The sequence below is a fragment of the Methylobacterium sp. ap11 genome (genome assembly GCF_900110515.1).
In the GTDB taxonomy this organism is placed as follows: domain Bacteria; phylum Pseudomonadota; class Alphaproteobacteria; order Rhizobiales; family Beijerinckiaceae; genus Methylobacterium; species Methylobacterium ajmalii.
On the sequence record NZ_FOEB01000004.1, the window covers coordinates 148,818 to 175,476 of the forward strand.

The window sequence follows — 26,659 nt, forward strand, 5'->3', positions numbered from 1 at the left end:
GGTCGCCCGCGGCCCGGGCCCGCCTCACCGCGCGCCGCGCTTCAGGTCGTCGGCGATCAGCAGCGCGCTGCGCCCGTCGCCGGCCTCCGCCAGGCGGTTGCGGTAGACCTGGAGGTTCTCGGTCACCCGCTGGACGTAGTTGCGGGTCTCGGTGAAGGGGATGCGCTCGACCCAGTCGACCGGGTCGACGGCCGCGCTGCGGGGATCGCCGTAGGCGTCGATCCACTTCTTCACGTTGCCGCCGCCCGCATTGTAGGCCGCGAAGGCGAGGATGTAGGAGCCGCGCCAATCCTCCATCAGCTCGCCGAGATGGGCCTGGCCGAGGCGGGCGTTGTAGGCCGGGTCGCTGGTCAGGCGGTCTGTGTCGAAGGCGGCGCTGACCCGGCGCGCGGTACGTTGCGCGGTCGCCGGCATCATCTGCATCAGGCCGCGCGCCCCGACGCTCGACTGCGCCCGGGGATCGAACTGGCTCTCCTGCCGGGCGATGGCGAAGACCATCGCACGCTCGACCTGCGGCACGGCGGCGGACGCCTCGTAGGTCGGGATGCCGTTGGTCGGGTAGGCGTGCCGGTCGAGCGGCAGGCCGCGCTGCACCGCGGTCTTGCCGATCGCCACGAGCGCCCGGGGATCGTTGAGCGCCATCGCGACGTCGCCGAGCGCGTTGAGCTCCGCCGGGTCGGTCAGGCGCTGGGCGAAGTCCATGTAGAGCGGGAGCATCAACTCCTTGAGGCCGGCCCCAGCGAGCAGGCGCAGCGCCCGCACGGCGTTGCGGTTCTCGAAGGCGGTGCGGGCGGCCTCGTCCAGGATCTGGCACGGCCGCAGGGCGAGGGAGGCCTGGCCGAGCTTCGCCCGGGCGAGCTGGCCGTAATAGGCGATCGGCTGGGCGCTCGCGCGCTCGTAGAAGGTCCGGGCCTCGGCGGCCTGGCCCATCGCGTCCGCGGCGCGGCCCTGCCAGTAGGCGGCGCGGGCGACCGAGATCGGCGTCTCGGCGATCGCCGCGGCGTTGGCGAAGTGCCTGGCGCCGAGGGCCGCGTCGTCGAGGAAGCGCAGCGCGATCCAGCCGGCGTGGAACTCGGCCTCGATCCGCTTCTCGACCGAGCGGGCGCTGTGTCCGGCGGCGACCGCGTAGGCGGTCTTGGCGTCACCGGAATCCAGGAGCTTGCGGGCCACGATGCGGCGCTCGACCCACCATTCGTCGGGATCGGCCAGGACCTCGGGGTTGCGGGGCGCTTGAGCCATCACGGCGGCGGCCTCCGCCGGCTTGTCGAGGCGGCGCAGGTACTGGGCGCGGGAGAAGAGGTAGGAGGAATCCTGGCGCAGGCTCGGCGGCACGGCGTCGAGGGCCGCGCCCGCATTCGCGGCCTTGGCCTCGACGGCGCGGCGCGCCCGCACCAGGGTGCCGTAGGCCTTGCCGGCATAGGCGGCCGCGCGGCCGGCGGTCTCCCAGTCCTCCTTCATCAGCGCCCGCTCCATGCGGTAGCGGTGATCGATCTCGGTGATCGTGCCCGGGAAGGCGTCGAGGACCTTGAGCTCCAGGGTGCGGCCGAACGTGTCCTCGCGCCACAGGTCGCGGGCGAGGGACGCGGCATCCTCGGGCAGCCCGTCGGCCTTGAAGGCGAGGGCCAGGGCGAACTTGCCCGGCGCGCTCTGCGGCTTGCGGGCGGCGAAATAGGCCCGCACGAGGGCCGGCGCCTTGCGCTGGGAGAGCAGGGCTTCCTCGGCGCGCCGGCGCACCAGGCCGCCCACCGGCCAGTCCGGGTTGTCGCGGATGAACGAGACCGTGCGCTCGAAGCCGATGCCGGCCCCAGCCCGGATCGCCACCCAGTCGAGGAGGGCGCGGGCGGCCGGGTCCTTGAGCCCGTCGCGCAGGCGGTCGCCCTCGCTCACCTGGCCGCGCCGGTAGGCCTCGACCGCGCTGCGCAGGGCCGGGCCGTCGACCTCGGTGCCGAGCGCCGGGCGGCCCGGATCGGGCACCGGCGGCACCGGGGCCGGGGGGGCGATCGCCGCATCCGGGATCGGGAAGGGGATCGGTGCCTCGGTGTCGGCGGAGGCGAACGCCGCGGCGGCAGCCGGCAGCCGGCTCCCGCCCTCGGCGCCCCGGCGCAGGCCGTCGGCGGGCGCGAAGCCCTCCGCCTGGGGCAGGCCGTCGCCCTGGACGAAGCCCTCCTCGGCCGCCCGCTCGACCACGCGGGCGGGAACCGCCGCATCCACGGGCGCGGGCGTGAGCGTCGAGCCGCCGAGGGCGGTGCCCCCGAGGGAGGCCAGGGAGGTCAGCGCGGCGCCCGACACCGTGAGGGCGAGGACCGCGAGGCGGCGCCGACGAGGCGAGAGCAGCATGGATCCCGTTCCCCTTGAGCAGTGTCCGGCGGAGTGGAGACTGGTTCGACTGAGAAAATGCGGCAAACAGAAGACCTGATGGCCCCGTTCGACCGCGGAGCGATCGAGCGAGGACTCGAGAGTTCGGCCGATCGGAGCCCGAACGACCGGACGCCCCATGGTGGAAGCGCCACGTTAAGAAGCGATTAACCCTGGCACCCGGTCGGGCCGGAACGCCGGGGGACATCGGAGCGTTTGCGCGCGGCCCGGCGAGGGCATATGTGTCGAACGCCGGACGGCCGAGGTGTCCACCCTGCTGCTTCCCGCATCGGACCCGGTGGCGGTCCGCCTGCGGGCCGGCCTCCCAACCAGACATCCCGGGGGCGCCGCCCCGACCGGGCGAGGAACGCCAGCATGACGTCGACGCAGATCTCGCAGCGCCTGAGGGGCTCGCTCACCGCCCTGGTGACGCCGTTCCGCGACGGCGCCTTCGACGAGCGCGCCTTCCGGGCCTTCGTGGCCTGGCAGATCGAGAACGGCACCCACGGCCTGGTGCCGGTCGGCACCACCGGCGAGAGCCCGACGCTGAGCCACGCCGAGCACGACCGGGTGGTCGAGGCCTGCATCGACGAGGCCGCCGGCAAGGTGCCGGTGGTGGCCGGCGCCGGCTCCAACTCCACCGCCGAGGCGGTCGAGCGCTCGCGTCATGCCGAGAAGGCCGGGGCGGACGCCCTGCTCATCGTCACGCCCTACTACAACAAGCCGACGCAGGAGGGGCTGTACCAGCACTTCAAGGCGGTGAACGACGCGGTCGGCATTCCGATCCTGATCTACAACATTCCCGGCCGGTCGGTGATCGACATGAGCGTCGACACCATGGCCCGGCTCTACGAGCTGCCGAACATCGCCGGGGTGAAGGACGCCACCGCCAACGTCGCCCGGGTCAGCCTGCAGCGCCAGGCGATGGGCGAGGACTTCATCCAGCTCTCGGGCGAGGATGCGACGGCGCTGGGCTTCATGGCGCATGGCGGCCACGGCACCATCTCGGTCTCCTCCAACGTCGCGCCGCGCCTGTGCGCCGACTTCCAGGAGGCCTGCCTGTCCGGCGACTTCCGCACCGCGCTCGCGCTCCAGGACCGGCTGATGCCGCTCCACACCCACCTCTTCGCCGAGACCAACCCGTCGCCGACGAAGTACGCGCTCGCCCGCCTCGGCCTGATGGGCGACGAGGTGCGGCTGCCGATGGTGCCGGTGGGGGAGGGCACCCGCGCCCTCGTCGACGGCGCCCTGCGCCACGCCGGCCTCACCAACGGCTGAGCCGCACCCTACATACGACGGGAGCCCCCGGGGCTCCCGTCGCCCGCTTCCCAGGACCTCCGCCGCCCGATGGCCAAGAAACCCGAGCCGAAGAACCGCGTCGTCGCCGACAACCGGAAGGCCCGCTTCAACTACGAGATCACCGACACGGTCGAGGCGGGCATCGCGCTCACGGGCACCGAGGTGAAGTCCCTGCGCGGCGGCAAGGCGACGATCGGCGAGGCCTTCGCCGGGCCGTCGGGCAACGACCTGCTGCTGTTCAACGCCTACATCCCCGAATACCTCGAGGCGAACCGCTTCAACCACGACACCAAGCGCCCCCGCCGCCTGCTGCTGCACCGGCGCCAGATCGACAAGTTCATCGGCGCGACCCAGCGCGAGGGCTACACGGTGGTGCCGTTGAAGATCTACTTCAACGAGCGCGGCCGGGCGAAGGTCGAGCTGGGGCTGGGCCGCGGCAAGAAGCTCCACGACAAGCGCGAGACCGCCAAGGAGCGCGACTGGCAGCGAGACAAGGCCCGGCTCCTGCGCGACAAGGGCTGAGCCCGGCACGGCACGAGGGCACGGCGCGCCGGTACGACACGCCGCACTGTCGCCGCCGCCGCGGCCTCCTAGCTCCCTTGGCCTTCAGGCCGGCACGGGGAGGCTCCGATGTTCGTCGAGGGAGGATGGCGTCCGTCCTGGGAGCCGCCGCCGCGCCCGCCGCAGCCCCGGCTCACCGGGCGCCAGGAGCGCACGCTGGTCTGGATCATCCTCGTCAACGTGCTGCTGTGGTTCATGGCGCCGATCGGCGGCGCGACGCTGATCCATGCCGTCCTGGCGCTGATGCGGTAGGGTCCCGCAGCCCAGCCCCGCGCCGCCCCGAATTGCCGCCCGCCCGACCCGCGTGCTAGCGCCACCGTCCACACCCCACGGACGAAGCGAAGCATCAATGGCGCGGCGCCCCCTCCTCTCCGGCGACATGCTGCCGTTGCTCACCCGGCTCTGGCGCGACTGGCTGCGGCCGCATGCCGGGACGCTCGCGGTCGTGCTGGTGCTGATCGCGGTCATCGGTGCCGCCACCGGCTTCTACCCGACCCTGATCAAGGCCGCCTTCGACGCCTTCGACGCCAAGGATGCCGGGGCGCTGGCCTACGGTCCCGTCCTGGTGATCGCGGTGACGGCGGTGCGGGGCTTCGCGCTGCTCGGCCAGACGGTGCTGACCAACCGGGTCGTCACCCGGGTCGAGGCCGACATGCAGGCGGCGCTCTACGGCCACATGATCGACCAGGACCTGGCCCAGCTCGGCCGGGAGAGCCCGGCGAGCCTCACGCAGCGCTTCACCACCGACTTCGCCTTCATCAAGGAGGCGCTGACGCGCATCTCCACCGTGCTCCTGCGCGACGTGGCGATGCTGGTGGCGCTCGTCTGCGCCATGGTGTGGATGGACCCGTGGCTGACGCTCGTCGCCGGGGTCACCGTGCCGTTCGTCGCCGGGCCGATCGCCCGGATCGGCAAGAAGCTGCGCCGGGTCTCGACATCGACGCAGGAACAGGTCGGGCTCACCGCGAGCCTGATCAGCGAGAGCCTGGCCGGCGCCCGGGTCGCCAAGACCTACGGGCTCGAGGGCTACCTCAAGGGCCGCACCCGCGACGCCCTCGACGAGGTGCGCCGGCTCAAGATGAAGGCCGCCAATGCCCGCGGCCGGCTCGACCCGCTGCTCGAGATCGGCGGCGGCCTCGCGGTCGCCGGGGTGCTGGCCTTCATCGGCCACCGTATCCTGTCGGGCGAGAAGACCGTCGGGGACTTCACCGGCTACGTTGCGGCGCTGCTGCTGGCCGCCCAGCCGGCCCGCGCGCTCGGCAACCTCAACGCCATCCTGCAGGAGGCCCTGGCCGCCTTGTCGCGCACCTTCGCGCTGATGGACGAGGCGCCGACGATCCGGGAGAAGCCCGGGGCGCCGGCGCTCGCCGTCGCCGGCGGCGAGGTCCGGTTCGAGGGGGTGCGCTTCCGCTACCGCGACGATGCCCCGGCGCTGGAGGGCATCGATCTCACCGTCCCGGCCGGACGCACCACCGCGCTCGTCGGCCGGTCGGGATCGGGCAAGTCGACGCTCCTGTCCCTGGTGCCGCGGCTCTACGACGTCACCGAGGGCCGGGTCGTCATCGACGGGCAGGACGTGCGCGACGTGACGCTGGATTCGCTGCGCCGGGCCGTCGCGGTGGTGTCGCAGGAGGTCGTCCTGTTCGACGACACCATCGCGCGAAACATCGCCTTCGGCCGCGAGGGCGCGAGCCGGGCCGAGATCGAGGCGGCCGCGCGCAACGCCGCCGCGCACGACTTCATCGCCGCCCGGTCCGAGGGGTACGAGTTCCGCGTCGGGCCGGCCGGCAACCGGCTGTCGGGCGGCGAGCGCCAGCGCATCGCGCTCGCCCGCGCCTTCCTGCGCGACGCGCCGATCCTGCTCCTCGACGAGGCGACCTCGGCGCTCGACGCCGAATCCGAGCAGCTCGTCCAGGCGGCGCTGACCCGGCTGATGCGGGGCCGCACCACGCTCGTCATCGCCCACCGCCTCTCGACCGTGCGCGACGCCGACCTGATCGTCGCGATGGAGGCCGGCCGGGTCGCCGAGACCGGCAGCCACGCCGCCCTGATCGCCCGGGGCGGCACCTATGCGCGCCTGCACCGGCTCCAGCTCGCCGACGACCGGGAGTCCGCCGCGGCGGCGCAGGCGTCGTGAGGCCGGAGGACGGGCAAGCGCCCGCCGAGGCGCCGTCCGGACACCGCCTCGCCGAGGGGGTCGCCTTCGCGCTCCTCGCCGTCAGCCTGTGGGGCGGCTGGTTCGTCATCACCCGCCGCGCGGTGGGGGCGGGGGGCGTGCTCGGCCCCGCCGACCTCGTGGCGCTCCGCTTCGGCATCGGCGGCCTCGTGCTGCTGCCGGTGCTGCTGCTGCGCCTGCGCGGCCTGCGGCCCGACCGCAAGACCGTTCTCGACGGGACGGTGCTGTTCGTCGCCCAGGGCGCGCCGTTCGCGCTGCTGATCTCGACCGCCCTGCGCTTCGCCCCCGCGGGCCACGGGGCGGCGTTGACGCCCGGCACGATGCCTCTCTTCGCCGCGCTCCTCGGTGCGCTGGTGCTGCGCGACCGGCCGGGACGCCTGGCGCTGGCCGGTCTCGGGCTGATCGCCGCCGGGGCGCTCACCCTGGCGGGCGGGTTTCGCGATGCCGACGAGCTCCTCGGCTACGCCATCTTCCTGACCGCGGCGCTGATCTGGGCCGCCGGCACGGTGCGGATGCGCCGCTCGGGCCTGTCGGCCATCGACGCCACGGCGCTGATCTGCGTCAGCTCGCTTCTCACCTACATCCCGGTCTACCTGCTCTCGGGCGTGTCGCGGCTCGCGCAGGCGCCGATGGCGGAGGTCGCGATCCAGGCCCTCTACCAGGGGGTGCTGGTGAGCGTGGTGGCGCTCATCGCCTTCAACCGCTCGCTGGCGCTGATCGGCCGGCGCACCCCGGCCTTCACGGCCTTGGTGCCGGTGATCGCGACGCTCCTGGCGATTCCGGTGCTCGGGGAGGTGCCGGACCCGCTCCATGTCGGCGCCATCCTGGCGATCGGCGCGGGCGTGCTGCTGACGACGCGGGGGTGAGCCTCACTCCCGCCGCAGCAGGCGGTCCACCAGCAGGTCCGACCACACCCCGGTGCGGAAGTCGCGCTTGAGCGCCTCGGGATCGTAGTGGTGCTCGACCCAGTCGAGGAAGCTCAGGCCCTTCGGCTCGCCCTCGGTGAGGTAGCGCTCGAAGAACGCGTCGAGGATGCCGGTCTTGGCGAAGCGGAAATGGCCGAACTTCGCCGAGAGCTGGCGCGCCGCCTCGCGCACCGGCCGGCCCTCGTGCAGGATCAGGTAGAGGGCGGCGGCCAGCCCCGCCCGGTCGGCGCCGGACTTGCAGTGCAGCACCGCCGGATAGGCGAGGCCGGCGAAGAAGTCCCTGGCGGCCAGCAGCGTCGCCCTGTCGGGCGCCTCGCGCGAGCGCATCACGAACTCGACCAGCGCCAGCCCCTCGCGCTCGCAGGCCTCGCGCTGGAGCTGCCAGGAGCCGTGCTCGCGCCCGCCGCGCAGCGAGATGATGGTGCGCACGCCCTGGCGCCGGAACCAGGCGAGGTCGTGCGGGCCGGGCTGGGCCGAGCGCCAGACCATCCCGCGGCCGATCCGGTGGCGGTTGAGATAGGCCAGGCGGAACACGCCGTGATCGACGAGCAGCATGTTCGCCCAGGCGCGCAGGCGCCCGCCCGGTCCGGCGATCGGCTGCTCCCAGCGGGCGATCCGGGCCATGCGGCGGGCGTAGCGGGTCTCGGGCGGGAGGAAGCGGTTGAGCACGAAGGGACGGGCGCCTGGCTGGGACGGGAGAACGCGATTCGCGTGGAGGACAGTAGGCCGCTCTACCAGCCGCGTGACCCGGCCGCAACGACCGGCCGTTCGATGAGCCGGCGCACGAGCGTGGCATTGCGCTTGCGAAGTCTCCCCCGCATCGTGGGGACGCGATCCGTCGGCTAACAATCGAGGGGGTAGACCGTGAGCACTCAGGTCGTCAGCATGCGCAGGGCCCGGGAGCAGGATGCCGGGATGCTGTCGGAGATCTTCGACGCCGCGTGGCGCGAGGCCTACCAGGGCATCATCCCGGGCGTCGCCCTCGACCGGATGCTCGCCCGGCGCGGACCGCGCTGGTGGCGCTCCACCATCGGGCGCAGCCGGCCGCTGGTGGTGCTGGAGATCGGCGAGAGCGTGATCGGCTACGTGTCCTACGGGCGTTGCCGCGACCGGGCCCTCAAGGCCGAGGGCGAGATCGACGAGATCTACCTGGCGCCGAACTACCAGGGCCTCGGCTACGGCACCCGCCTGTTCCGGGCGGTGCGCAACGACCTCGCCGACCGGGACGTGCGCCGGATCGCCGTCTGGTCGCTCGCCGAGAACGACCGGGCGCGGGACTTCTACGAGCGGATGGGCGGGCGCGTCGTCGCCGAGGCCTGCGACCGGATCGCCGGCGCCGACCTGCCCAAGGTCGCCTACCTGTTCGGTTGAGGGCCGGGGCGGGAGGCATCCTGCCTCCCGTTTGGTCGCCGGCGCGCCGTCATCTGCTCAACGCGTGCTCATCGGCAGCAAACGGACCGTCCACGCCGGTTTTCGCGCGAAGCGTGGCCGGACGGGACCTTGTCCTCGACTGTCATGGTCACCGTGGCGCGCAGGCGCTTGTGCCGGCGCCTGCGGCCCTCTAAGGACCGCGCCATTCAGGGGCGCGTCCGCCCTTGCAGGGAGTTCGCTCATGCGCCTCGACGCCATCTCCATCGGCAAGAACCCGCCCGAGGACGTCAACGTCGTCATCGAGGTCCCGGTCGGCGGCGAGCCGATCAAGTACGAGATGGACAAGGAGGCCGGGACGCTGATCGTCGACCGGTTCCTCTACACCGCGATGCACTACCCGGGGAACTACGGCTTCATTCCCCACACCCTGTCGGGCGACGGCGACCCGTGCGACGTGCTCGTCGCCAACACCCGGGCGATCGTCCCCGGCGCCGTGATGAGCGTGCGCCCGGTCGGCGTGCTGGTGATGGAGGACAATGCCGGCGAGGACGAGAAGATCATCGCCGTCCCGTCGCGCAACCTGACCAAGCGCTACGACCGGATCGAGAACTACACCGACCTGCCCGACATCACGATCCACCAGATCCAGCACTTCTTCGAGCACTACAAGGATCTCGAGCCCGGCAAGTGGGTGAAGATCGTGCGCTGGGGCGACAAGGCCGAGGCACAGCGCCTGATCCTCGAGGGCATCGAGCGCGCCAAGAAGGCGTGACGCCGGCGCGGGCGCCGACCGCGCCCGCCTCGCCCCTGGCGGGCCGCCACGCGACCCCTCCCTCCTGTGCGGGGGGAGGGTTTCTGCGTACCGACCGGCGCGGATCACGTCCCCGGTCGAGGCGCCGTCCTCAGACCGCCCGCGCCTGCGCGGCGCGCGGCTTCTTCACCGCATCGTTGTAGGGCGCGTTGTAGGCCCGGCGCACCGAGGCCCAGTAGGCCTCGCGCTCGTGGGCCGGGAGGCGGCCGAGCGCGGCATTGAGCGCGGCCTCGCCGGCGGCTTCCAGCCCGCGCAGCTGGTCCGGGGTGACGTCGTGAACGGTGGTCATCGTGAAGGGGTCCCGAGCCCGGTTGGGTTCGAGCGCCACCATGCCACAAGCGCTGCCGTTCCGCACGTCCGACCCTGGTCGTACCGGGAGGCCGCGCTACGGCTGTCCCCGCTGTTTCGGTGTCCTGCCCGAGGACGGGCGCCTCCTCAGCGCCCGGCTCGCTCGCCGGCTCCCTTGGCGGCTTCCTTGCCGGTCAGGAACGGGTTGCGGTCGGCGGCGCGGGTCGCGCTCGGCGGCAGGGCGTCGGCCTCCGGCGTCCCGCCCCAGGCGGGAAGGGAGGAACCGGAGCGGATATCGGGCCGCTTGTGCCATCCGTAGCCGGCATTGATGCCGGCGTAGAAGCCGGTGAAATCCTCGGCCGCGGCACGGCCCGGCAGGGCCAGGACCGCCAGGAATCCGAGCAGCGCGAGCCCCGCCGGGACGACGCGCAAACGGAAAGGAGCGGTGGCCATGGGCCACCGCTCCGTCCGTATCAGTCGATCATCCGTGCTGGAATGCACCGAGGATCAGTCGACGCTGATGCTCTGAGCCTCGCGGCCCTTCATGCCCTCGACCACGCCCATGGTTACGGGCTGGCCCTCGGCGAGGGACTCGAGGCCGGCGCGGGCGAGCGCCGAGCGGTGGATGAAGACATCCTTGCCGCCGTCGTTCACCGACACGAAGCCGAAGCCCTTGGCGGGATCGTACCACTTCACGGTGCCGGTCATCTCGGTCGAGGGACCGGAGGCGAAGCGGCCACCGCCGCCGGCGCCACGCTCGGGACGGTCGCCGTAGCCACCACCACCGAAACCGCCGCCGCCGAAGCCGCCGCTGCGCGGCGGACGGGGATCGCGACGGACCGGGGCCTCGGCCGTGCTGGTGTCCACGCTGGTGATGTTGGTCACCTGCGGGCCCTTCTGGCCCTGCGCGGTCTGCACGCTCAGGCGGGTGCCCGGCATCAGATCGGCGTGGCCGGCCGCCTCGACGGCGCGAATGTGGAGGAAGGCGTCGCCCGAGCCGTCGCCGAGCTCGACGAAGCCGAAGCCCTTCTCCTTGTTGAACCACTTGACCGTCGCGTCACGCTCCGGCCCCGAGGGGGCAGCGCTGCGCGGGCCGCCGCGGTCGAAGCCACCGCCGCCGCCGCCGAAGCCGCCGCCGCCGTAACCACCACCACCGCCGCCACCGTAGCCGCCGCCACCACCGCCGCCGCCATAGCCACCGCCGTAGCTGCTGCCCTGCGGGGCCTGGTCAGGCCACCGCGGCTCGCCACCACCCTCGTCGAAGCCGCGACGGCGCGGCTCCCTGAAATCACGACCACGTCCCATTAGAAGCTCGCCAAAACGTAAAAACCGCCGACCACCCTTGTACCCCGGTGCGTTCTGTACCTGACAGCGGACGCCTCGAGATCGTTCCATTCCCGGTTGCGGTGACCAAGATGACCGCCACACTCCTGACGCAACTCAGACCGTCCCGCAAGGCGGATCTGCCACGTGTGGCGATGACGAGGGACACTTTCTCACGTCGCGAAGCGGATTGACAGCCCGATTCGCACCCTTTTCCGCGTGTCGTTGACGCATCACTGTGACATGCATGCACCCGCCGCGGCGATGCCGGAACGGGTGCCCGAGGGGCATCCGGGACCCGGGATCGCGGGCGGCGCGTTGCGCCACCGACCCCGCCCGACCGATTCGCCTCCCGTCGATCGGCCCGGCCACCCCGCTCCTTCGTCGAGGTCCCGATGCCGGCCACTCCGTTCCGTCCCTCGCGCCGCCACGCCGATCTCGGGCCCGACTTCTACGACGTCGTGGCGGCCGCCCGCTTCCCGGCCCACATCCTGCGCCACCGCAACCGGCCCTGGGCGGCGCGGGTGGGGCTCGATTCGCTCACCGACGAGGAGTGGGTCGCGCATTTCGGCCGCTTCGCGCCGCTGCCCGGCAGCTTTCCCGAGCCGCTGGCCCTGCGCTACCACGGCCACCAGTTCCGCAACTACAACCCCGAGATCGGCGACGGCCGCGGCTTCCTGTTCGCGCAACTCCACGATCTCGCCGACGGGCGCCTGCTCGACCTCGCCACCAAGGGCAGCGGGCGCACCCCCTGGTCGCGCACCGCCGACGGCCGCCTGACCCTGAAGGGCGGGGTGCGCGAGGTGCTGGCCACCACGATGCTGGAGGCGCTCGGCGTCGAGACATCGAAGTCGTTCAGCCTGATCGAGACCGGGGAGGCGCTTATACGCGGCGACGAGCCGTCGCCGACGCGATCGGCGGTGCTGGTGCGGCTCAGCCACTCGCACATCCGCATCGGCACGTTCCAGCGCTTCCGCGCCTACGACGACCGGGACAACCTGCTGCGCCTGCTCGACCACGCGGTCGCGACCTACCGGCCGGAGGCGTGGCGCGACGACCCGGCCGACCGGGCGGCGGCCTTCCTCGCCGACGTCTGCCGGCGCGTCGCCCGGATGGGCGCGCAATGGATGGCGGCGGGGTTCGTCCACGGGGTGCTCAACACCGACAACATCAACGTGACCGGCGAGAGCTTCGATTACGGTCCGTGGCGCTTCGCGCCGGTCAACGACCCGGCCTTCACCGCCGCCTATTTCGACGAGTACGGCCTCTACGCCTTCGGGCGCCAGCCGGAGGCCCTGGGCTGGAACCTCGCGCGGCTCGCCGAGTGCCTGCTGCCGCTCTCCGACGAGGCGAGGCTCGGCGCGGCCATGGACGTCTACGGCCCGGCGCTGCAGGAGGCCTTCGCGGAGGCGATCCTGCGCCGGCTCGGCCTCGCGATGCCGGCGGACGAGGCGGCGATGCACGCCCTCGTGGGCGCGTTCTGGGCCTTCCTGCAGACGAGCCGGGCGCCGTTCGAGCAGGTCTTCTTCGACTGGTACGGCGGCCTGGCGAGCCAGGACCGCGCCGCCCGCAGCCCGGCCGCCGCGCACTACGCCGGCGAGGGTTTTTCGCGGGTGCGCCAAGCGCTCGGCGCCCTCTCGCCCGATCCGGCGGCCCGGCTCGACCATCCGTATTTCGCGCAGGCCACGCCGTGCACGATGCTGATCGACGAGGTCGAGGCCCTGTGGGCGCCGATCGCGGAGGGCGACGACTGGTCGGCCTACCACGCCAAGCTCGCGGCGATCGACGCCATGGCGGGGGCCTACGGCACTCGGCCGGCGGCGCCCTGAGGACCGGCGCCGGCATTCGTGCCGGGTCCGGGGTCCGGACCGCGCAGGCCGACGCCGCGGAAGAGGTGGCGGCCGAGCGGATCCATGCGGTAGCCGGTGACCTCCCGGCGCGCCGCCACGAACACCGCCGAATGGGCGATCGGCACCCACGGCACCTCGCGCCGCACGATTCCCTGCGCCTCCCGGTAGAGCGCGGCCCGGGCCTCCTGGTCCGGCAGGCGCCGGGCCCGGGTCACCAGGGAATCGAAGGCGGGGTCGCACCAGCGGGCGACGTTGCTGCCGCCGGGCCGGGCCGGCGCGCAGGCGAGCAGGACACCCAGGAAGTTGTCGGGGTCGCCGTTGTCGGCGGTCCAGCCGAACAGGGCCATCGCCGGCACGCCGGCCAGCATCTTGGCCCGGTAGGCGGCCCACTCGTCGGTGACGAGCCGCAGCCGCACGCCGATCCGGGCGAGGTCGGCCTGGATCATGTCGGCGACGCGCCGGCCGTTCGGGTTGTAGGCCCGGCTCACCGGCGGGTACCACAGCTCGGCCTCGAAGCCGGAGGGGAAGCCGGCCTCGGCCAGCAGCCTCTGGGCCGCCGGCCGGTCGAGGGGCGGGTCGGCGAGGCCGGGATCGTGCCCCCACAGGTTCGGCGGCAGGGGCGAGCGGGCGACCGTGCCGCCCGGCCCGTACACGCCCGCGACGATCGCCGCCTTGTCGATCGCCATCGCGACGGCCCGGCGCACCCGCAGGTCGTCGAAGGGCGGGCGCGTGACGTTGAGGGCGAGGTAGCCGACGTTCAGCTCCTCCTCGCGCATCAGGGTCAGTCCCGGATCGGCCATTATCGCGTCGAGGTCGGCCGGGTTGGGGAACGGCATCAGGTGGCATTCGCCGGCCCGGACCTTGGCGAGCCGCACCGCCGCGTTCGGGGTGATCGAGAAGACCAGGCTGTCGACGGGCGGACGCCCGCCCCAATGGTCCGGGAAGGCGCGGTAGCGCAGGGCCACGTCGGGCTGGAACGCCACGAAGCTGAAGGGTCCGGTGCCGATCGGCTCGCGGTCGAAGCGCTCCGCCTCGCCGGCCGCCGCGAGGAATGCCGCGTATTCCGCCGATTGCACGGCGCCGAGCGTCATGGCGATGTTCGGCAGGAAGGTCGCGTCGGCCTCGCGCAGGCGCACCCGCACCGTGCGGGCATCCACGGCCTCCACCGCCTCGATCAGCTCGGGCAGGCCGAGATCGCGGAAATAGGCGTATTGCCCGCCCGAGACGCGGTGGAACGGGTGGTCGTCCCGCCACTGCCGGGAGAGCGAGAACACCACGTCCTCGGCGGCAAGCGGCCGGGTCGGCCGGAACCGGGCGTTGCCGTGGAAGGGCACGCCGGCGCGCAGGGCGAAGGTGTAGCTGCGCCCGTCCGGCGAGACCGTCCAGGATTCGGCGAGGCTCGGGCGGATCGTGGTGGTGCCGGGCTCGAACGCCACCAAGGTGTCGAAGACCGGCCAGGCCGCGTCCATCCCGGTCGTCGTGGTGACGATCTGCGGGTTGAGCGATTCCGGGTTGCCCTCGGAGCAGAAGACCAGCGTTCGGGCCGCGGCGGGCGCGGCGAGGAGCAGGAGGGCGGCGCATCCGGCCGCCCGGCGAAGAATCGCCGCGCGCGGGCCGCGTCCGTTTCGTCGATCGGTCACGGGCATCATCCCTCGCAAGCGGCGGCCCGCCGTCCTGTCAGTTCATTCCGGCCAGTACACACCGAACGGCGAAACTTCGGAAGTGTCGCGCGGCGGCTTTACTCCTGAAGAAGCGCCGTGGGGCGGGCCTGCACTTGCCCGGAGCATGGGCCCGCGGCGCCCTGCCCGGAGCAGCGTCCGATCGCGCGGCTACCGGGCCCCGCTCTAAATACTTGATCTTGCTACATTCTCTTTCGCCGATCCGGCGCCCGCTTCGTCGGACAGCGATCGAGCGGCCGGTGCGGCTTCCGGCGCAAGGCGGGCCGGGAACTCGACCCGCACCACGGTGCCGCGTCCGGGCTCGCTCTCCACGGCGATGCGGCCCTGGAGCTGCGCGGTGACGAGGTTGTAGACGATGTGCAGGCCGAGCCCCGAGCTGCCGCGGTGGCGGGCGGTGGTGAAGAACGGGTCGAAGATCCGCTCCCGGTCCGCGGCCGCGATGCCCCCGCCGTCGTCGCGCACCTCGAGGCGCAGCCAGGGCTCGTCGCGCGTGCCGTCGCGGGAGAGGGCCACGACGATGCGGCCCGGGGCATCTGCCGGGAAGGCATGGACCACCGCGTTCTTGACGAGGTTGGTGATGACCTGGGCGAGCGCGCCCGGATAGGTGTCGACCTCGATCTCGCCCTCGTCGAGGTCGATCTCGAGATCGAGGCCGTGGCCGCCGCGGCGCAGGAGCGGCCCGAGGCTGCGCAGCAGCTCGGCGAGCCAGGCGCGCAGGAGGAAGCGGCGGTGCTCGTCGCTCACCCGGTCGACCGCGACCTGCTTGAAGCTCTGGACGAGGTCCGCCGCCCGGGTGAGGTTGGCGGTGAGCAGGTGCGAGCCCTCCCGCATCCGGTCGACGAAGCGGGTCAGGCGCGAGCGCGAGAGCTGGCCCGCCGCGGCGAGCGCGCCGAAATCCCGCGCCTCGTCCCCCACCAGGGTGGCGGTGGTGAGCGCGATGCCGAGCGGCGTGTTGATCTCGTGCGCCACCCCGGCGACGAGCTGGCCGAGCGAGGCGAGCTTCTCGGCCTGGATCAGGTCGGACTGGGTCTGGCGCAGTTCGGCGAGGGTCCGGTCGGCCTCCTCCTTGGCCCGCCGCAGCGCGCGCTCGCGCCGGCCGATCTCGTAGACGAACATCGCGGTGGCGCGCGCCATGTCGCCGAGCTCGTCGCGGCGGCGCTCGACCTCGCCGGCAAGGACCCCGCCGGCAAGAACCCCGCCGGCAAGTACCCCGCTGCCGAGCACCCGCCCGCCCGGATCGGCGGCGAGGGACAGCATGCTGCGCTGGAGCTGGCGCAGGGGCCCGGTGATCGAGGCGGCCGCCGCGAGGCCCACCGTCGAGCCGAGAACCAGGCCGGCCCCGGCGCCGATCACCAGGACGCGCACCAGGAAGGCGCCGAGGCGGTCGGCATCGTCGATGAAGACCTGGTTGAGGCTGCGGGCGGTCTCGCCGATCACCGCGGCAAGGCCGTCCATCGCCGCCAGGCCCTCGTTCTGCCGCCGCAGGCCCTCGACCGTGGTGCCGAGGCGCTCGCGCCAGCCGTCGATCGCTTCGATCATCTCGCCCTGGATCAGCGGCGAGATCGGCAGGGCGGCGGCGGTCTCGGACAGACGCCGCCCGTCCTCCAGCATCGCGGCCGCCGCCGGGATGTCGCGCCGGCGCAGGGCTTCGGCGGTGCGCTGGCCGAGCTTGAGGGTGGCGAGCGCGATGTTCTGCGTCGCCTGCTCGGTCTCGTTGGCACGGACCGCGTAGGCGAGGAGCTGCGTGACCTCGTCGTGCAGGGAGCGCTGGGCCGAGCCGTCGATCTTGAGGATCCGCTCGCACCACTCGTCGAGGACGTTGACCGGCGAGGGCAGGAACGCGGGCGAAGGCGGGGAGGCGCGCTCCGGGGCCGGTCCGCCGAGGACGACGAAGCGCGGCTCCTCGGTCTCGCGCCAAGCCTCGTAGGCGGCGGTGAGGATCAGGAGCTCCTCGGCTTCGGCCGGGCGCCGGTCGTCCTTGAGCGCGAGCGCGAGGTCGCGGGCGGCGTTGCGGACCTGGACCATCGCGGCCCGGACCGCCGGCAGGCCGGCGCTCCCTCCGCGCAGGGCCTCGATCTCGGCCTGCGCCACCAGGGCCCGCAGGGCGTTGACGGCACCCAGCACGTCGCGGACCTGGCGTAGGGTCGCGGCCTTGTCGGTCAGGGAGGCGACGAGGTCGGCGTTGGCGGCGCGCTGGCGGTCGCGGGCCTGGTCGGCGAGGCCCACCAGGGCGTCGGCGCGGGCGGCCATCTCGGCGATGAGCCCGTCATTCTCCCGGGTGATCCGCACAAGCGCCTGCATCTGGTCGATCGAATCCTTCAGGGCGGCCCGGGCCGCCTCGATCCGGGCGGCCTGGTCGGGCGTGCGGGCGTAGCGGCGCAGGTCGTCGAGGGAGCCGGCGGATTCGGCGGTCAGCCGGGCGAAGCGCTCGGCATGGTCGGTGCGCTCGACCGGGCGCGCCGCCAAGAACTCGTCGCGCACCGTCATCGACAGGGTCAGGGTGCGGTAGATCGCGCCGGCCAGCACCGCCCCGTCGCGCGCCGTTCCGGCCTGGGCCAGGAGGAGCCAGCCGGCGAGCGCGATCAGGGCCGCGATGGTGATCGGCAGGCCGCCGACCAGGAAGATCTTGTGGCCGACGCGCATCCTGGCCCCGCTCCGCCGCGGGCGACGACTATGCATCAATTCTCGGGCGTCGCCAGGACCCGCGCGGCCCGGATCGTGGCGTGCCCCGGACGGTGGCCCGCGACCGGGCCATCCGCGGGCTCGCAGTCCTCGGGCGGGTCCGTGCGGGCCGGACGGCGCGCGGGAGGGCGGGCGGGACGGCGTGCGATCCTGCCCTCCGGCGGGACGCCGATCAGCGCGCGCAGGTCGCCGAGCCGCTCGGGGTCGCCGTCGAGGAGCGCGGTTAGGCGATCGGCGCTGAAATCCGGCATCGGGACCTCCCGCGGCTGGGGCTGAGGGTGGCGCGCGCGGATGCTGAGGGACACCGCATCACCCGACCGAGACCCGGTTCGGCCGCCGGGCCGGAGCGGCGGGACGCTGCTCCTCGATCACCCGCACCGGCCGGCGGGGTGCGCCGTCCCGGGCGGGGGTCTCGGAGGACAGGCAGGCGCCGGGGACGTAGGGCCAGGCGGCACCGGCGCAGGCCGGATCGACGGCGGGCACCGTGGAGACCGGGACCGCCGCAGGGACGGCCTCCACCGGGCGCGGCATCGCCGTCTTCGTCGTCTCCACGATGCCGGCCGTCAGCAACGCACTCACCAGGATCATCCGCGCCACGATCATCGTCGCCTCCACCGCCGCCCTTTGTCTCCGGGCTCTTGTGACGGGGGGTATAGGCGCGACGCGTGTCGTGGATTTTGCGTCGCGGGGCCATTCCGGCCGCTTCGACGCCAATCATGTTTCGTCCGCGCCATCGGACGAAACATTCGCCGGTGCGCAACCGCAAAACGAAAGTCCCCCGCTCGACAAAGAGCGGGGGACGAAACCTTCAGCGAAAGTGGTCGATCACTCGGCAACCGTCACAGGCAACGGTCGCCCGGAGGCCGTCACTCGGCGGCGGTCTGCTCGGCGGTGAAGTGGCCGCACCAATCCTGCCCGGCGACGACCGGCCACAGGCCGTGGCCCTGCGGGTCCGGCTGGCTCACCGGCGGGTTGAAGCGGCACAGGCCGGCATCGGCCGAGGCGGCGGCGCCGTTGAGCTTGTGGTCGTCGAAGTAGCGGCAGCTGTTGCAGGCCGCGCCCTGGGTGGTCGCCATGGTGGTGTCTCCCGGTCGTGGGCCGCCTCTGGCCCGGTCAGTTGCTAATTAGAACAACTAAAAACTGATGGCAAGGGGGTGAGGTGCGGTGCTCCCCGGCGGCCGAGGGGCGCGACCGCTCCGCCTCGCGCCTCGGCGCGGGACGCGGGCTCCGCTCGAAGGACGGGCGAGACGGTGTCGAGAGGGGAGAAGGACCGGCGACCGGCGCCGACCGCGCGGATGCGCCGGGTGGCCCGGGGACGCCGCATGGCGAGACGAAGTACCGGTCCAGCCCACGATGTCGCTCCCGGAGGCTCGATTCGCCCTGCGAACGGCGGCTGCCGAGACAGACGGCGAGGGACGATGGAGCGTCCGACGCCCCGCCGCCAGCGGGAGGCGGCGCTGCACCGAAGCGCCGGACGAGAGGGATCGCCATCCATGCCTGGACACTCGACGCCCATTTATGACGGGTTTTACTACAAAATAACAGGTATATATCTCTATATATCGATTTCAAATTATAATTGCCTAACAAATATTGCCTTTTATGTGAAATATATCCAGAATATGTACGGGTTTTTCTATTTTGTTAGCGCATAATTTTGCGCCCAGATGGCCGCAAGTATATTTTTGTTAGTTCTTGAGTATTTTGTTAGCGCTACCGTACAGACGGCGCATTCCGTCAGTTCAAATGTGGTGATTCTGCCACATTCGGGCAGCAAGGCTTCCAAGGCCGCTTGTTAGATCTTGAGAACGATTGATCAACTCGGCCGTATGAAAGATTGTTCCGACCGCACCAAACGAAGTCAGGTGTGGTTCGGCCATGTCCCTGCGGCGGTCGAATCTTCGGGGGCATAAGAGGGACATGGTCTCGAGGCCGAAAAGGTCTTCGGAACAGAGTCGTTCACCCCAATCGGGTCCGAAATCTTGGAGGTCTCCATGAAGCTCTTTAAGAGCCTTCTGCTCGGTTCGGCTGCTGGCCTGACCGTCGTTGCCGGTGCGCACGCCGCCGATCTGCCGATCAAGAAGGCTGCGCCCGTCGAGTACGTCCGCGTCTGCTCCACGCACGGCGCCGGCTTCTTCTACATCCCGGGTACCGACACCTGCCTGCGCGTCTCGGGCCGCGCCCGGTTCCAGGCCACCTACCTGCAGGCCTACAGCCGCGCCGGTGACCTGACCGGCTACCAGGGCCTCGGCCGTCTGAACCTCGATGCCCGCACGGCGACCGGCTACGGCACCCTGCGCGCCTTCGTGCGCTTCGACCTCGCCTACGGCACCGGTCCGTTCCTCGCGTCCGGCACGCAGCGTCTCGCCGGCACCGGCTTCCCGGGCCAGGGCGTCGACACCTTCGGCCGCTCCATCACCACGGTGAACGTCGACAAGGCCTTCATCCAGTTCGCCGGCTTCACCGCCGGTCGCGCGGCCTCGTTCTTCGACTTCTACGCCCACGACCTCGAGTTCGTGGCGTCGTCGCTCGGCTCCGACATCTCCTCGACCAACCTGCTCGCCTACACCGCCACCTTCGGGAACGGCTTCTCGGCGACGCTGTCGGTCGAAGACCCGCTGCTGCGCAAGACCCCGATCTTCGGCAGCGGCACCGCTGGCGGCAACTTCGTCAACTACCAGGTGTTCACCGCCGGCGCTGGCAACTTCGCCCCGGTTCTCGGCACGAACGCCTTCGGCCAGCCGGTCATCGCCGACTACGACGTCGTCCAGCGCCAGCGCATGCCCGACTTCGTCGGCGCGCTCCGCTACGACGCGGCCTGGGGTTCGGCGCAGGTCTCGGCCGCCGTGCACGAGCTCAACACCGGCAACGCCTCGCAGGTCCGCAGCTTCGGCGGCTTCTCGACCGTCGGCGGCGTCGCTCCGCGTCCGACCACCGAGTACGGCTGGGCGGTCCAGGGCGGCCTGAAGATCAACCTGCCGTTCATCGCCGCCGGCGACCTGCTCTACCTGCAGGGTTCGTACGGCGAGGGCGCGCTGCGCTACACCGGCTACAACTCCTGGCTCGGCGGCTACACCGCTTCGGCCTCGCTCGCCACCGGCACCACGCTCGCCACCTCGCTCGTCGATGCGGTCGTGAACCCGGTCAACGGCAAGCTCGACCTGTCGACCTCGTGGACCGTCTCGGCGGCCTACCTGCACTACTGGGCGCCGGAGTGGCGTTCGTCGGTGTTCGGCAGCTACGGCGAAGTCGCCTATGGCAAGGCCAGCCGCGCCAACCTGGGTCTCGTGAACCAGCTCGGCGGCTTCAACACCTCGACCCTGCCGAGCCCGTTCGCGGCCGGTTACGGCTTCTCGAGCGTGCTGCGCGACACCAACCAGGTGGTCGCGGGTGCCAGCATCATCTGGTCGCCGGTGCGTGACCTCGACATCGGCCTCGAGGGCAACTACGCCCGCCTCGCGCTGCAGAGCGGCCGCGTGATCGACCAGAACAAGGCCCCGGGCCTCGGCGGCGCCAACGTCGCCGGCGTGGTGAACGGCGTGCCGGTCACGGCGGCGGGCGTCGCCCTGCCGACCACCAGCGCGACCGACACGTTCCAGATCCGCATGCGCGTCCAGCGCGACTTCTAAGACCAGTCTTAGTCGAATGGGGGGTCCCGGCGCGAGCCGGGGCCCCTTTTTTTGTGCCCGAACGTCGACACAAGAAAAAAGGCGCACTCGGAGAGTGCGCCTTGCAGGTGCCCTGGGTCTCGAAACTCAGGATGCTCAACATATAACAGGACGATCAGGTCGATTCAACTATCGGCGCCACATTTTCTCGAAGGCGCAAATAAAAATCGCCGGCTGCTTGGGTGCCGGCAAGATTCCTCGGGAGCGGCCAAGATCCCTCGGGAACGGCCAAGTTTCCTCGAGAAAGGAGAGGCGCCGGGCGGGCGACGGCCGCCCGAGGGTGCGACCGGCTGCGCCCCGCCTGATCCCGGCCCTTCGCCGCGCCTGCGCGGGCGGGCGCGGATCCTCAGGCCTTCTGCTCCTTCAGGCGGCGGACGCACTTGCTGTAATATTGCGGCCAGCGTGGCCCCTGCGCCGCCTTCTCGGACGGCGCGAGGGCGCGCCACTCGGCACCGCACTTGCGCTGGCGCTCGCGGGCGGCGAGGGCGCGGATGCCGGGCTCGCGGCGGGGCGCCGCTTCGGCGCCCGGACCGGTCTGGCTGAGGGCGGCCGCGGGCGCGGCGACGACCAGGACCGCCAGGGTGGCACGGAGGAGGGCAGGGCGGAGTCGGGCGGGGTTCACAGCGAAGGTCATGTCGGGGCTCGCGGGAAGGACAGGCGGTGCGGACCGCGGATCGACGCGCCGCGAAACCGAGACTGCCACAACCTGACGTAAGGGCAAGAGGGCAGGGCGGTTGCGCCGGCCCGTCGCGCGCCCCGGGAGCGGCCCGGTCGGACGATCGGCCTTCGGGGAAAACAGCCCTGCATGACCGCCGGTTGAGACAACCTTCACCCTGTACAGCGCAGGCCCGGCCCTGTTTACCTGACGGGGAAGCCCGATGCGCGACGGACGCGACCCGTCCCCGCCGTGCGAGAAGGACCAGCCGCATGTCGGCCGTGACGACGCCGCCGATCGACCTCTATTACTGGACGACGCCGAACGGCTGGAAAGCCTCGATCATGCTCGAGGAATGCGGCCTGCCGTACCGGATGATCCCGGTCAACATCGGCAAGGGCGCCCAGACGGCCCCGGAGTTCCTGGCGGTGGCCCCGCTCGGCAAGATCCCGGTCATCGTCGATCCGGACGGGCCCGGGGGCACACCGATCACGGTGTTCGAATCGAACGCGATCCTGCAGTATCTCGGCCGCAAGACCGGGCTCCTCTACCCCGCCGAGGAACGGGCCCGCATCGCGGTCGACATCTGGCTGTCCTGGCAGGCGGCGAATTTCGGCCCGACCCTGGGCCAGACCCATCATTTCCGCATCTACGCCTCGGACAAGATCCCGTACGCGATCGAGCGCTTCACGGCCGCGACGACGAAGCTCTACGCCGCCCTCGACGCCCAGCTCGGCCGCCACGCCCACGTCGCCGGCGAGGCGTACAGCATCGCCGACATCGCGATCCTGCCCTGGGCCAAGATGTGGGAGCGCCAGGGCCAGGACATCGCCGATTTTCCGAACGTCGCCGCCTGGATCGAGCGGCTGAAGGCCCGCCCGGCGGTCCAGCGCGGGTTCCGGCTCAAGCCGGACGCCGACGAGCCGCCGGGGACCGGACCCCGCGGCTGAGACGCGGGCTTGTCCCTCGGCGGGCTGATTACTCGGCAGGCTTGGTGGCCGGCTTCGCCTTGGCGGACGCCGGGGCGACCTGGGCGAATTCCTCGGGCGCCTTGGTCCAGGTCTGCGAGCCGCACAGGATCTTCAGCATGCAACCCGAGATCGCGAGCTCGCTGGCGCTCTCGCGGCTGACCGAGACGTCGTAGATCTTGCCTTCCTCGGCATTGTAGATCTGGCCCTTGTAGCCGCCGTCCTCGGGCTTCAGCCCGTCCATCAGCGTGAGGCCGATCACCGGGCGGCTGCGCTTCTTCGGGTCGGGATTCTTGATGTCGGTGCGCGGCTGGCCCTGGTCGTTCAGCGGCGTCTTCAGCCACACGACCTTGCCGCAGGCATGGGCGGCACCCGGGCCGCACTTCTCGATCTTGATCTTGGCCCGGCCGTCCTCGGTGAGCCAGGTGCCCGACGGATCGCCGGCGGCGGCCGCGGCGGTGACGCCGGCCGAGAGCAGGGAGGCGGCGAGGGTCGGGATCAGGATCGAGCGCATGCAGGAAGCTCCTGGCTGTCCGCCACGGCAGCCCGGACGGGCCTGCGCGGGGCGGAAGGGGCGAGGGACGCCGCCGCGGACGAGCCGGGCAGCGTGGCCGAAAGGTCACGTCGAAGCCAGGAAGCACGAGCTTTGGGGCGATTTTTCGGCCGCGTTGCGGCAAGGTCTCAATGGGTGGCTCGGCGGGCCGCCGCGTCACCTTCCGTGCTTGAGGGGCGCCGGGCCCGCGGCTATAAGCCCGGCGCCGGGCGTCCGCATGGCCCCGGCGCGCGGGCGCTCGCGCCCGGCTCACGCCGGACCGTCAGGGTCCGGTGCCGCGCGGCCTCCCACCGCCCCCGCCACCGCTTTTCTTCTGAACGGACCGTCCCATGGCCACCGAGCGCACCTTCTCCATCCTGAAGCCCGACGCCACCGCCCGGAACCTCACCGGCGCGGTCAACGCCGTGATCGAGGAGGCGGGCCTGCGCATCGTCGCCCAGCGCCGCATCCGCATGTCGGACGCCCAGGCCAAGAAGTTCTACGAGGTCCACGCCGAGCGTCCGTTCTACGGCGAGCTCGTCGAGTTCATGACGTCGGGCCCGGTCGTGGTCCAGGTGCTCGAGGGCGAGAACGCCGTCGCCAAGTACCGTGAGGTGATGGGCGCCACCAATCCGGCCCAGGCCGCCGAGGGCACCATCCGCCAGAAGTTCGCGAAGTCGGTCGGCGAGAACACCGTCCACGGCTCCGACAGCCTCGAGAACGCCGGCATCGAGATCAAGCAGTTCTTCGACGACAAGGACATCGTCGGCTAAGGTTTCCCTGACCGGGAAACACCGATAGGTTCAGAGCCCCTGCCGCCCCGCGGCGGGGGCTTTTTTCATTGGGGGAGCGACACGGTGACGGTGCAGCCTCGGATCGAGCGGACGACCTCCACCTGCCCGCATGACTGCCCGTCGGTCTGCGCCCTCGAGGTCGAGGTGATCGACGGCTCGACCATCGGCCGCGTGCGCGGCAACCCGCGCCACAGCTACACGGCCGGCGTCGTCTGCGCCAAGGTCGCCCGCTACGCCGAGCGCATCCACCATCCCGACCGGCTGACGCAGCCGCTGATCCGCACCGGGCCGAAGGGCTCGGGCGCGTTCGCGCCGATCGGCTGGGACGAAGCGCTCGACCGCGTCGCGGAGGAATTCCGCAAGGCGGAGGCCGCGCACGGGCCGGAGGCGGTCTGGCCCTACTACTATGCCGGCACGATGGGGCTGGTGATGCGCGACGGCATCAACCGCCTGCGCCACGCCAAGGGCTATTCGGGCCAGTTCTCGACCATCTGCACCACGCTCGCCTGGTCGGGCTACATCGCCGGCACCGGCCGCCTCGGCGGGGTCGACCCGCGCGAGATCGCCGAGAGCGACTGTGTGGTGATCTGGGGCACCAACCCGGTGCACACCCAGGTCAACCTGATGACTCACGTCCAGGCCGCCCGCAAGAACCGCGGCGCCAAGGTGGTCGTGGTCGACATCTACGACAACCCGACCATGAAGCAGGCCGATCTCGCGCTCCTGCTGCGGCCGGGCACCGACGGGGCGCTCGCCTGCGCGGTGATGCACGTCCTGTTCCGCGATGGTCTCGCCGACCGCGACTACATGGCCCGCTACACCGACTGCCCGGACGAGTTGGAGGCGCACCTCGCGACCCGCGACCCCGCATGGGCCGCCGCGATCACGGGCCTCACGGTGGAGGAGATCGAGCGTTTCGCCCACCTCGTGGGGACCACGAAGAACACGTTCTTCCGCCTCGGCTACGGATTCGCCCGCAGCCGCAACGGCGCCGCCAACATGCACGCCGCGCTCTGCATCCCGGCGGTGACGGGCGCCTGGCAGCATCGGGGCGGCGGCGCCTTCCATTCGAACAGCGGCGTGTTCGGCCTCGACAAGCGCCTGATCGAGGGGCTCGACGCGGTCCGGCCCGGCACCCGCATGCTCGACCAGTCGCAGATCGGCCGCGTGCTGACCGGCGACGCGGAAGCCCTGCGCCACGGCCCGCCGGTGACCGCGATGCTGATCCAGAACACCAACCCGGTCTCGGTCGCCCCCGAGCAGGACCTGGTGAAGCGGGGCTTTGCCCGCGAGGACCTGTTCGTCTGCGTCCACGAGCAGTTCATGACCGAGACCGCCCGGATGGCCGATCTCGTCCTGCCCGCCACGATGTTCCTCGAGCACGACGACCTCTATACCGGCGGCGGCCAGCAGCACATCCAGCTCGGCCTCAAGCGCATCGACCCGCCGGCCCTGTGCCGCTCGAACCACGAGGTGATCGTGGGCCTCGCCGAGCGGCTCGGCGCCGCGCATCCGGGCTTTTCCATGAGCCCGCGCGAATTGATCGACGCGGCGCTCAAGGCCTCGCGCCGCGGCAGCCTGGCGGAGATGGAGGGAGACGGCTTCCTCGACGTGCAACCCGCTTACGAGCGCGCCCACTTCCTCGACGGCTTCGCCTATCCCGACCGGCGCTTCCGCTTCAAGCCGGACTGGGGCTCCGTGCCTGTGGCCAAGGACGGCCCGCGCGGGCCGGCGATGCCGCCGCTCCCCGACCATTGGGAGGCGCCCCTGATGGCCGCCACGCCCGACCACCCGTTCCGCCTCGCCACCAGCCCGGCGCGCAACTTCCTCAATTCGAGCTTCACCGAGACCCCGACCTCGCTCGCCAAGGAGCGCCATCCGACGGTGATGATCCATCCGGAGGATGCCGGCCCGCTCGGGATCGGGGAGGGGGCCTGGGTGCGGCTCTCCAACGAGCGCGGCGCCGTCACCCTACGGGCGACGCTGTTTGCCGGCCTGCGCCGCGGCGTGCTGATCGCCGAATCGATCTGGCCGAACGACGCCTATCCGGATGGGCGCGGCATCAACACCCTGACGGGAGCGGACGCGGCCGCCCCCTTCGGCGGCGCCGCCTTCCACGACAACCACGTCGCGATCGCGCCCCTGCCGCAGTAGCGCGCGCCCGGCTTTTCGTGCCCCGGTGTGGCCCGCCCGCCCTTGTGCGGGCGGGGAGTTTCGGCGTCCAACGGTCCAGCTTGACGACAAGCAGCCCAACGGACCTCCCCTCCCATGCGTCTCCGCACCCTCCTCGCCGCCGGCTTCCTCGCGCTCGGTGCCACCGCCGCTTTCGCCGGCGCGTCCTCGTCGCAGCTCGAGGCCTACCAGCCGGATCCGGCCCTGCGCACCGCGCCCAAGGCGGACCTTGAGAGCCGGGTGCGCCGCGCCTGCGCGGTCGTCCAGGCCCGGCTGCAGAACACCGCCGAGACCGGCTTCGAGCGCCCCTGCGGCTGCTACGCCAAGACCACCCTGCGCTCGCTCGACGCCTCCGAGATCGAGGCCTACCGGGCCACCGGCTACTTCAACGATTCGGCCCGCGCCAAGGCGCTCAACGCCATCGACGCCTGCAAGCTGCAGCGCCCGGTCTGAGCGGGACGACGCCGATCGTCGATTGACTGCCATCACGTCACCCCGGGGCCGCGACAGCGGAGCCCGGGAGGACGGATTCCGTGTCCGGCCCGTCGT

At 71.8% G+C, this 26,659-nt stretch carries 25 protein-coding genes; 13 read left to right on the top strand and 12 right to left on the bottom strand.

Annotated elements, in window-relative coordinates; all coding sequences use genetic code 11:
• Positions 1-24 precede the first annotated feature (24 nt).
• Positions 25-2,337 carry a lytic transglycosylase domain-containing protein gene (locus BMX97_RS07300; RefSeq protein ID WP_091747404.1) on the bottom strand — a complete coding sequence of 771 codons (2,313 nt, stop codon included), beginning with the start codon at positions 2,335-2,337 and terminating at the stop codon, positions 25-27.
• 393 nt (positions 2,338-2,730) lie between these two features.
• On the opposite strand from BMX97_RS07300, the gene dapA reads away from it, so the two are divergent.
• The 5 genes from dapA to BMX97_RS07325 all read left to right on the top strand — a co-directional run bounded on the left by dapA (position 2,731) and on the right by BMX97_RS07325 (position 7,257).
• Entirely contained in the window at positions 2,731-3,633 is a 903-nt protein-coding gene (dapA, locus tag BMX97_RS07305; RefSeq protein ID WP_091747407.1) for a 4-hydroxy-tetrahydrodipicolinate synthase, read from the top strand.
• A gap of 69 nt (positions 3,634-3,702) precedes the next feature.
• Complete coding sequence (gene smpB, locus BMX97_RS07310) at positions 3,703-4,176, top strand: SsrA-binding protein SmpB (protein ID WP_091747410.1); 474 nt, start codon at positions 3,703-3,705, stop codon at positions 4,174-4,176.
• Positions 4,177-4,284: 108 nt separating this feature from the next.
• Positions 4,285-4,467 carry a hypothetical protein gene (locus BMX97_RS07315; protein WP_060848027.1) on the top strand — a complete coding sequence of 61 codons (183 nt, stop codon included), beginning with the start codon at positions 4,285-4,287 and terminating at the stop codon, positions 4,465-4,467.
• Positions 4,468-4,564: 97 nt separating this feature from the next.
• Positions 4,565-6,352, top strand: coding sequence for an ABC transporter ATP-binding protein (locus tag BMX97_RS07320; RefSeq protein WP_091747413.1), 1,788 nt, complete (start codon positions 4,565-4,567; stop codon positions 6,350-6,352).
• A complete protein-coding gene (locus BMX97_RS07325) occupies positions 6,349-7,257 on the top strand; it encodes a DMT family transporter (RefSeq protein ID WP_091747416.1) in 909 nt (302 codons plus the stop codon). Before BMX97_RS07320 ends, BMX97_RS07325 begins: the two co-directional genes overlap by 4 nt.
• 3 nt (positions 7,258-7,260) lie before the next feature.
• Here the strand turns inward: BMX97_RS07325 and BMX97_RS07330 are convergent, their stop codons facing one another.
• Positions 7,261-7,986, bottom strand: a complete 726-nt coding sequence (locus BMX97_RS07330) for a fused DSP-PTPase phosphatase/NAD kinase-like protein (RefSeq protein WP_091747419.1) — start codon at positions 7,984-7,986, stop codon at positions 7,261-7,263.
• A 195-nt stretch (positions 7,987-8,181) separates the two neighbouring features.
• Here BMX97_RS07330 and BMX97_RS07335 point away from each other — a divergent pair, with 195 nt between their 5' ends.
• Both BMX97_RS07335 and ppa read left to right on the top strand, forming a co-directional pair.
• Complete coding sequence (locus BMX97_RS07335; RefSeq protein WP_060848023.1) at positions 8,182-8,688, top strand: GNAT family N-acetyltransferase; 507 nt, start codon at positions 8,182-8,184, stop codon at positions 8,686-8,688.
• Positions 8,689-8,929: 241 nt separating this feature from the next.
• Positions 8,930-9,460, top strand: coding sequence for an inorganic diphosphatase (ppa, locus tag BMX97_RS07340; RefSeq protein WP_091747422.1), 531 nt, complete (start codon positions 8,930-8,932; stop codon positions 9,458-9,460).
• A 130-nt stretch (positions 9,461-9,590) separates the two neighbouring features.
• Here the strand turns inward: ppa and BMX97_RS07345 are convergent, their stop codons facing one another.
• The 3 genes from BMX97_RS07345 to BMX97_RS34155 all read right to left on the bottom strand — a co-directional run bounded on the left by BMX97_RS07345 (position 9,591) and on the right by BMX97_RS34155 (position 11,092).
• Entirely contained in the window at positions 9,591-9,788 is a 198-nt protein-coding gene (locus BMX97_RS07345; protein ID WP_060849485.1) for a hypothetical protein, read from the bottom strand.
• 146 nt (positions 9,789-9,934) lie between these two features.
• Complete coding sequence (locus BMX97_RS07350) at positions 9,935-10,240, bottom strand: hypothetical protein (RefSeq protein ID WP_143074569.1); 306 nt, start codon at positions 10,238-10,240, stop codon at positions 9,935-9,937.
• Between the two features lie 54 nt (positions 10,241-10,294).
• Positions 10,295-11,092 carry a cold-shock protein gene (locus BMX97_RS34155; RefSeq protein ID WP_091747429.1) on the bottom strand — a complete coding sequence of 266 codons (798 nt, stop codon included), beginning with the start codon at positions 11,090-11,092 and terminating at the stop codon, positions 10,295-10,297.
• A 413-nt stretch (positions 11,093-11,505) separates the two neighbouring features.
• Between BMX97_RS34155 and BMX97_RS07360 the strand changes: the two genes are divergently transcribed.
• Positions 11,506-12,939, top strand: a complete 1,434-nt coding sequence (locus tag BMX97_RS07360; protein ID WP_091747432.1) for a protein adenylyltransferase SelO — start codon at positions 11,506-11,508, stop codon at positions 12,937-12,939.
• Here BMX97_RS07360 and BMX97_RS07365 read toward each other — a convergent pair.
• From BMX97_RS07365 to BMX97_RS07385, 5 genes are all read right to left on the bottom strand, one after another.
• Entirely contained in the window at positions 12,912-14,600 is a 1,689-nt protein-coding gene (locus BMX97_RS07365) for an ABC transporter substrate-binding protein (protein ID WP_244538317.1), read from the bottom strand. The genes BMX97_RS07360 and BMX97_RS07365 overlap by 28 nt on opposite strands.
• A gap of 204 nt (positions 14,601-14,804) precedes the next feature.
• Entirely contained in the window at positions 14,805-17,282 is a 2,478-nt protein-coding gene (locus BMX97_RS07370; RefSeq protein ID WP_091747438.1) for a sensor histidine kinase, read from the bottom strand.
• Between the two features lie 35 nt (positions 17,283-17,317).
• Complete coding sequence (locus BMX97_RS07375) at positions 17,318-17,572, bottom strand: hypothetical protein (RefSeq protein WP_091747441.1); 255 nt, start codon at positions 17,570-17,572, stop codon at positions 17,318-17,320.
• Positions 17,573-17,630: 58 nt separating this feature from the next.
• On the bottom strand, positions 17,631-17,936 hold the full coding sequence (locus BMX97_RS07380) for a hypothetical protein (protein ID WP_091747446.1): 306 nt from the start codon (positions 17,934-17,936) through the stop codon (positions 17,631-17,633).
• Positions 17,937-18,187: 251 nt separating this feature from the next.
• Positions 18,188-18,397 carry a hypothetical protein gene (locus BMX97_RS07385; RefSeq protein ID WP_060848019.1) on the bottom strand — a complete coding sequence of 70 codons (210 nt, stop codon included), beginning with the start codon at positions 18,395-18,397 and terminating at the stop codon, positions 18,188-18,190.
• A 918-nt stretch (positions 18,398-19,315) separates the two neighbouring features.
• Here BMX97_RS07385 and BMX97_RS07390 point away from each other — a divergent pair.
• Positions 19,316-20,950: a porin gene (locus tag BMX97_RS07390; RefSeq protein WP_091747451.1), complete on the top strand. Its 1,635-nt coding sequence runs from the start codon at positions 19,316-19,318 to the stop codon at positions 20,948-20,950.
• Between the two features lie 385 nt (positions 20,951-21,335).
• On the opposite strand, the gene BMX97_RS07395 is transcribed toward BMX97_RS07390, so the two are convergent.
• Positions 21,336-21,623 (bottom strand): hypothetical protein, encoded by a 288-nt coding sequence (locus BMX97_RS07395; RefSeq protein ID WP_091747454.1) that lies wholly within the window; start codon positions 21,621-21,623, stop codon positions 21,336-21,338.
• Positions 21,624-21,916: 293 nt separating this feature from the next.
• Here BMX97_RS07395 and BMX97_RS07400 point away from each other — a divergent pair, with 293 nt between their 5' ends.
• On the top strand, positions 21,917-22,594 hold the full coding sequence (locus BMX97_RS07400; RefSeq protein WP_091747457.1) for a glutathione S-transferase family protein: 678 nt from the start codon (positions 21,917-21,919) through the stop codon (positions 22,592-22,594).
• Between the two features lie 28 nt (positions 22,595-22,622).
• On the opposite strand, the gene BMX97_RS07405 is transcribed toward BMX97_RS07400, so the two are convergent.
• Positions 22,623-23,126 carry a DUF2147 domain-containing protein gene (locus tag BMX97_RS07405; protein WP_091747460.1) on the bottom strand — a complete coding sequence of 168 codons (504 nt, stop codon included), beginning with the start codon at positions 23,124-23,126 and terminating at the stop codon, positions 22,623-22,625.
• Between the two features lie 368 nt (positions 23,127-23,494).
• Here BMX97_RS07405 and ndk point away from each other — a divergent pair, with 368 nt between their 5' ends.
• The 3 genes from ndk to BMX97_RS07420 all read left to right on the top strand — a co-directional run bounded on the left by ndk (position 23,495) and on the right by BMX97_RS07420 (position 26,563).
• Positions 23,495-23,917 (top strand): nucleoside-diphosphate kinase, encoded by a 423-nt coding sequence (ndk, locus tag BMX97_RS07410; RefSeq protein WP_048429253.1) that lies wholly within the window; start codon positions 23,495-23,497, stop codon positions 23,915-23,917.
• A gap of 84 nt (positions 23,918-24,001) precedes the next feature.
• A complete protein-coding gene (locus tag BMX97_RS07415; RefSeq protein WP_091747463.1) occupies positions 24,002-26,092 on the top strand; it encodes a molybdopterin-dependent oxidoreductase in 2,091 nt (696 codons plus the stop codon).
• 114 nt (positions 26,093-26,206) lie between these two features.
• Positions 26,207-26,563: a hypothetical protein gene (locus BMX97_RS07420; protein ID WP_091747465.1), complete on the top strand. Its 357-nt coding sequence runs from the start codon at positions 26,207-26,209 to the stop codon at positions 26,561-26,563.
• The last annotated feature ends 96 nt before the right edge of the window (positions 26,564-26,659 follow it).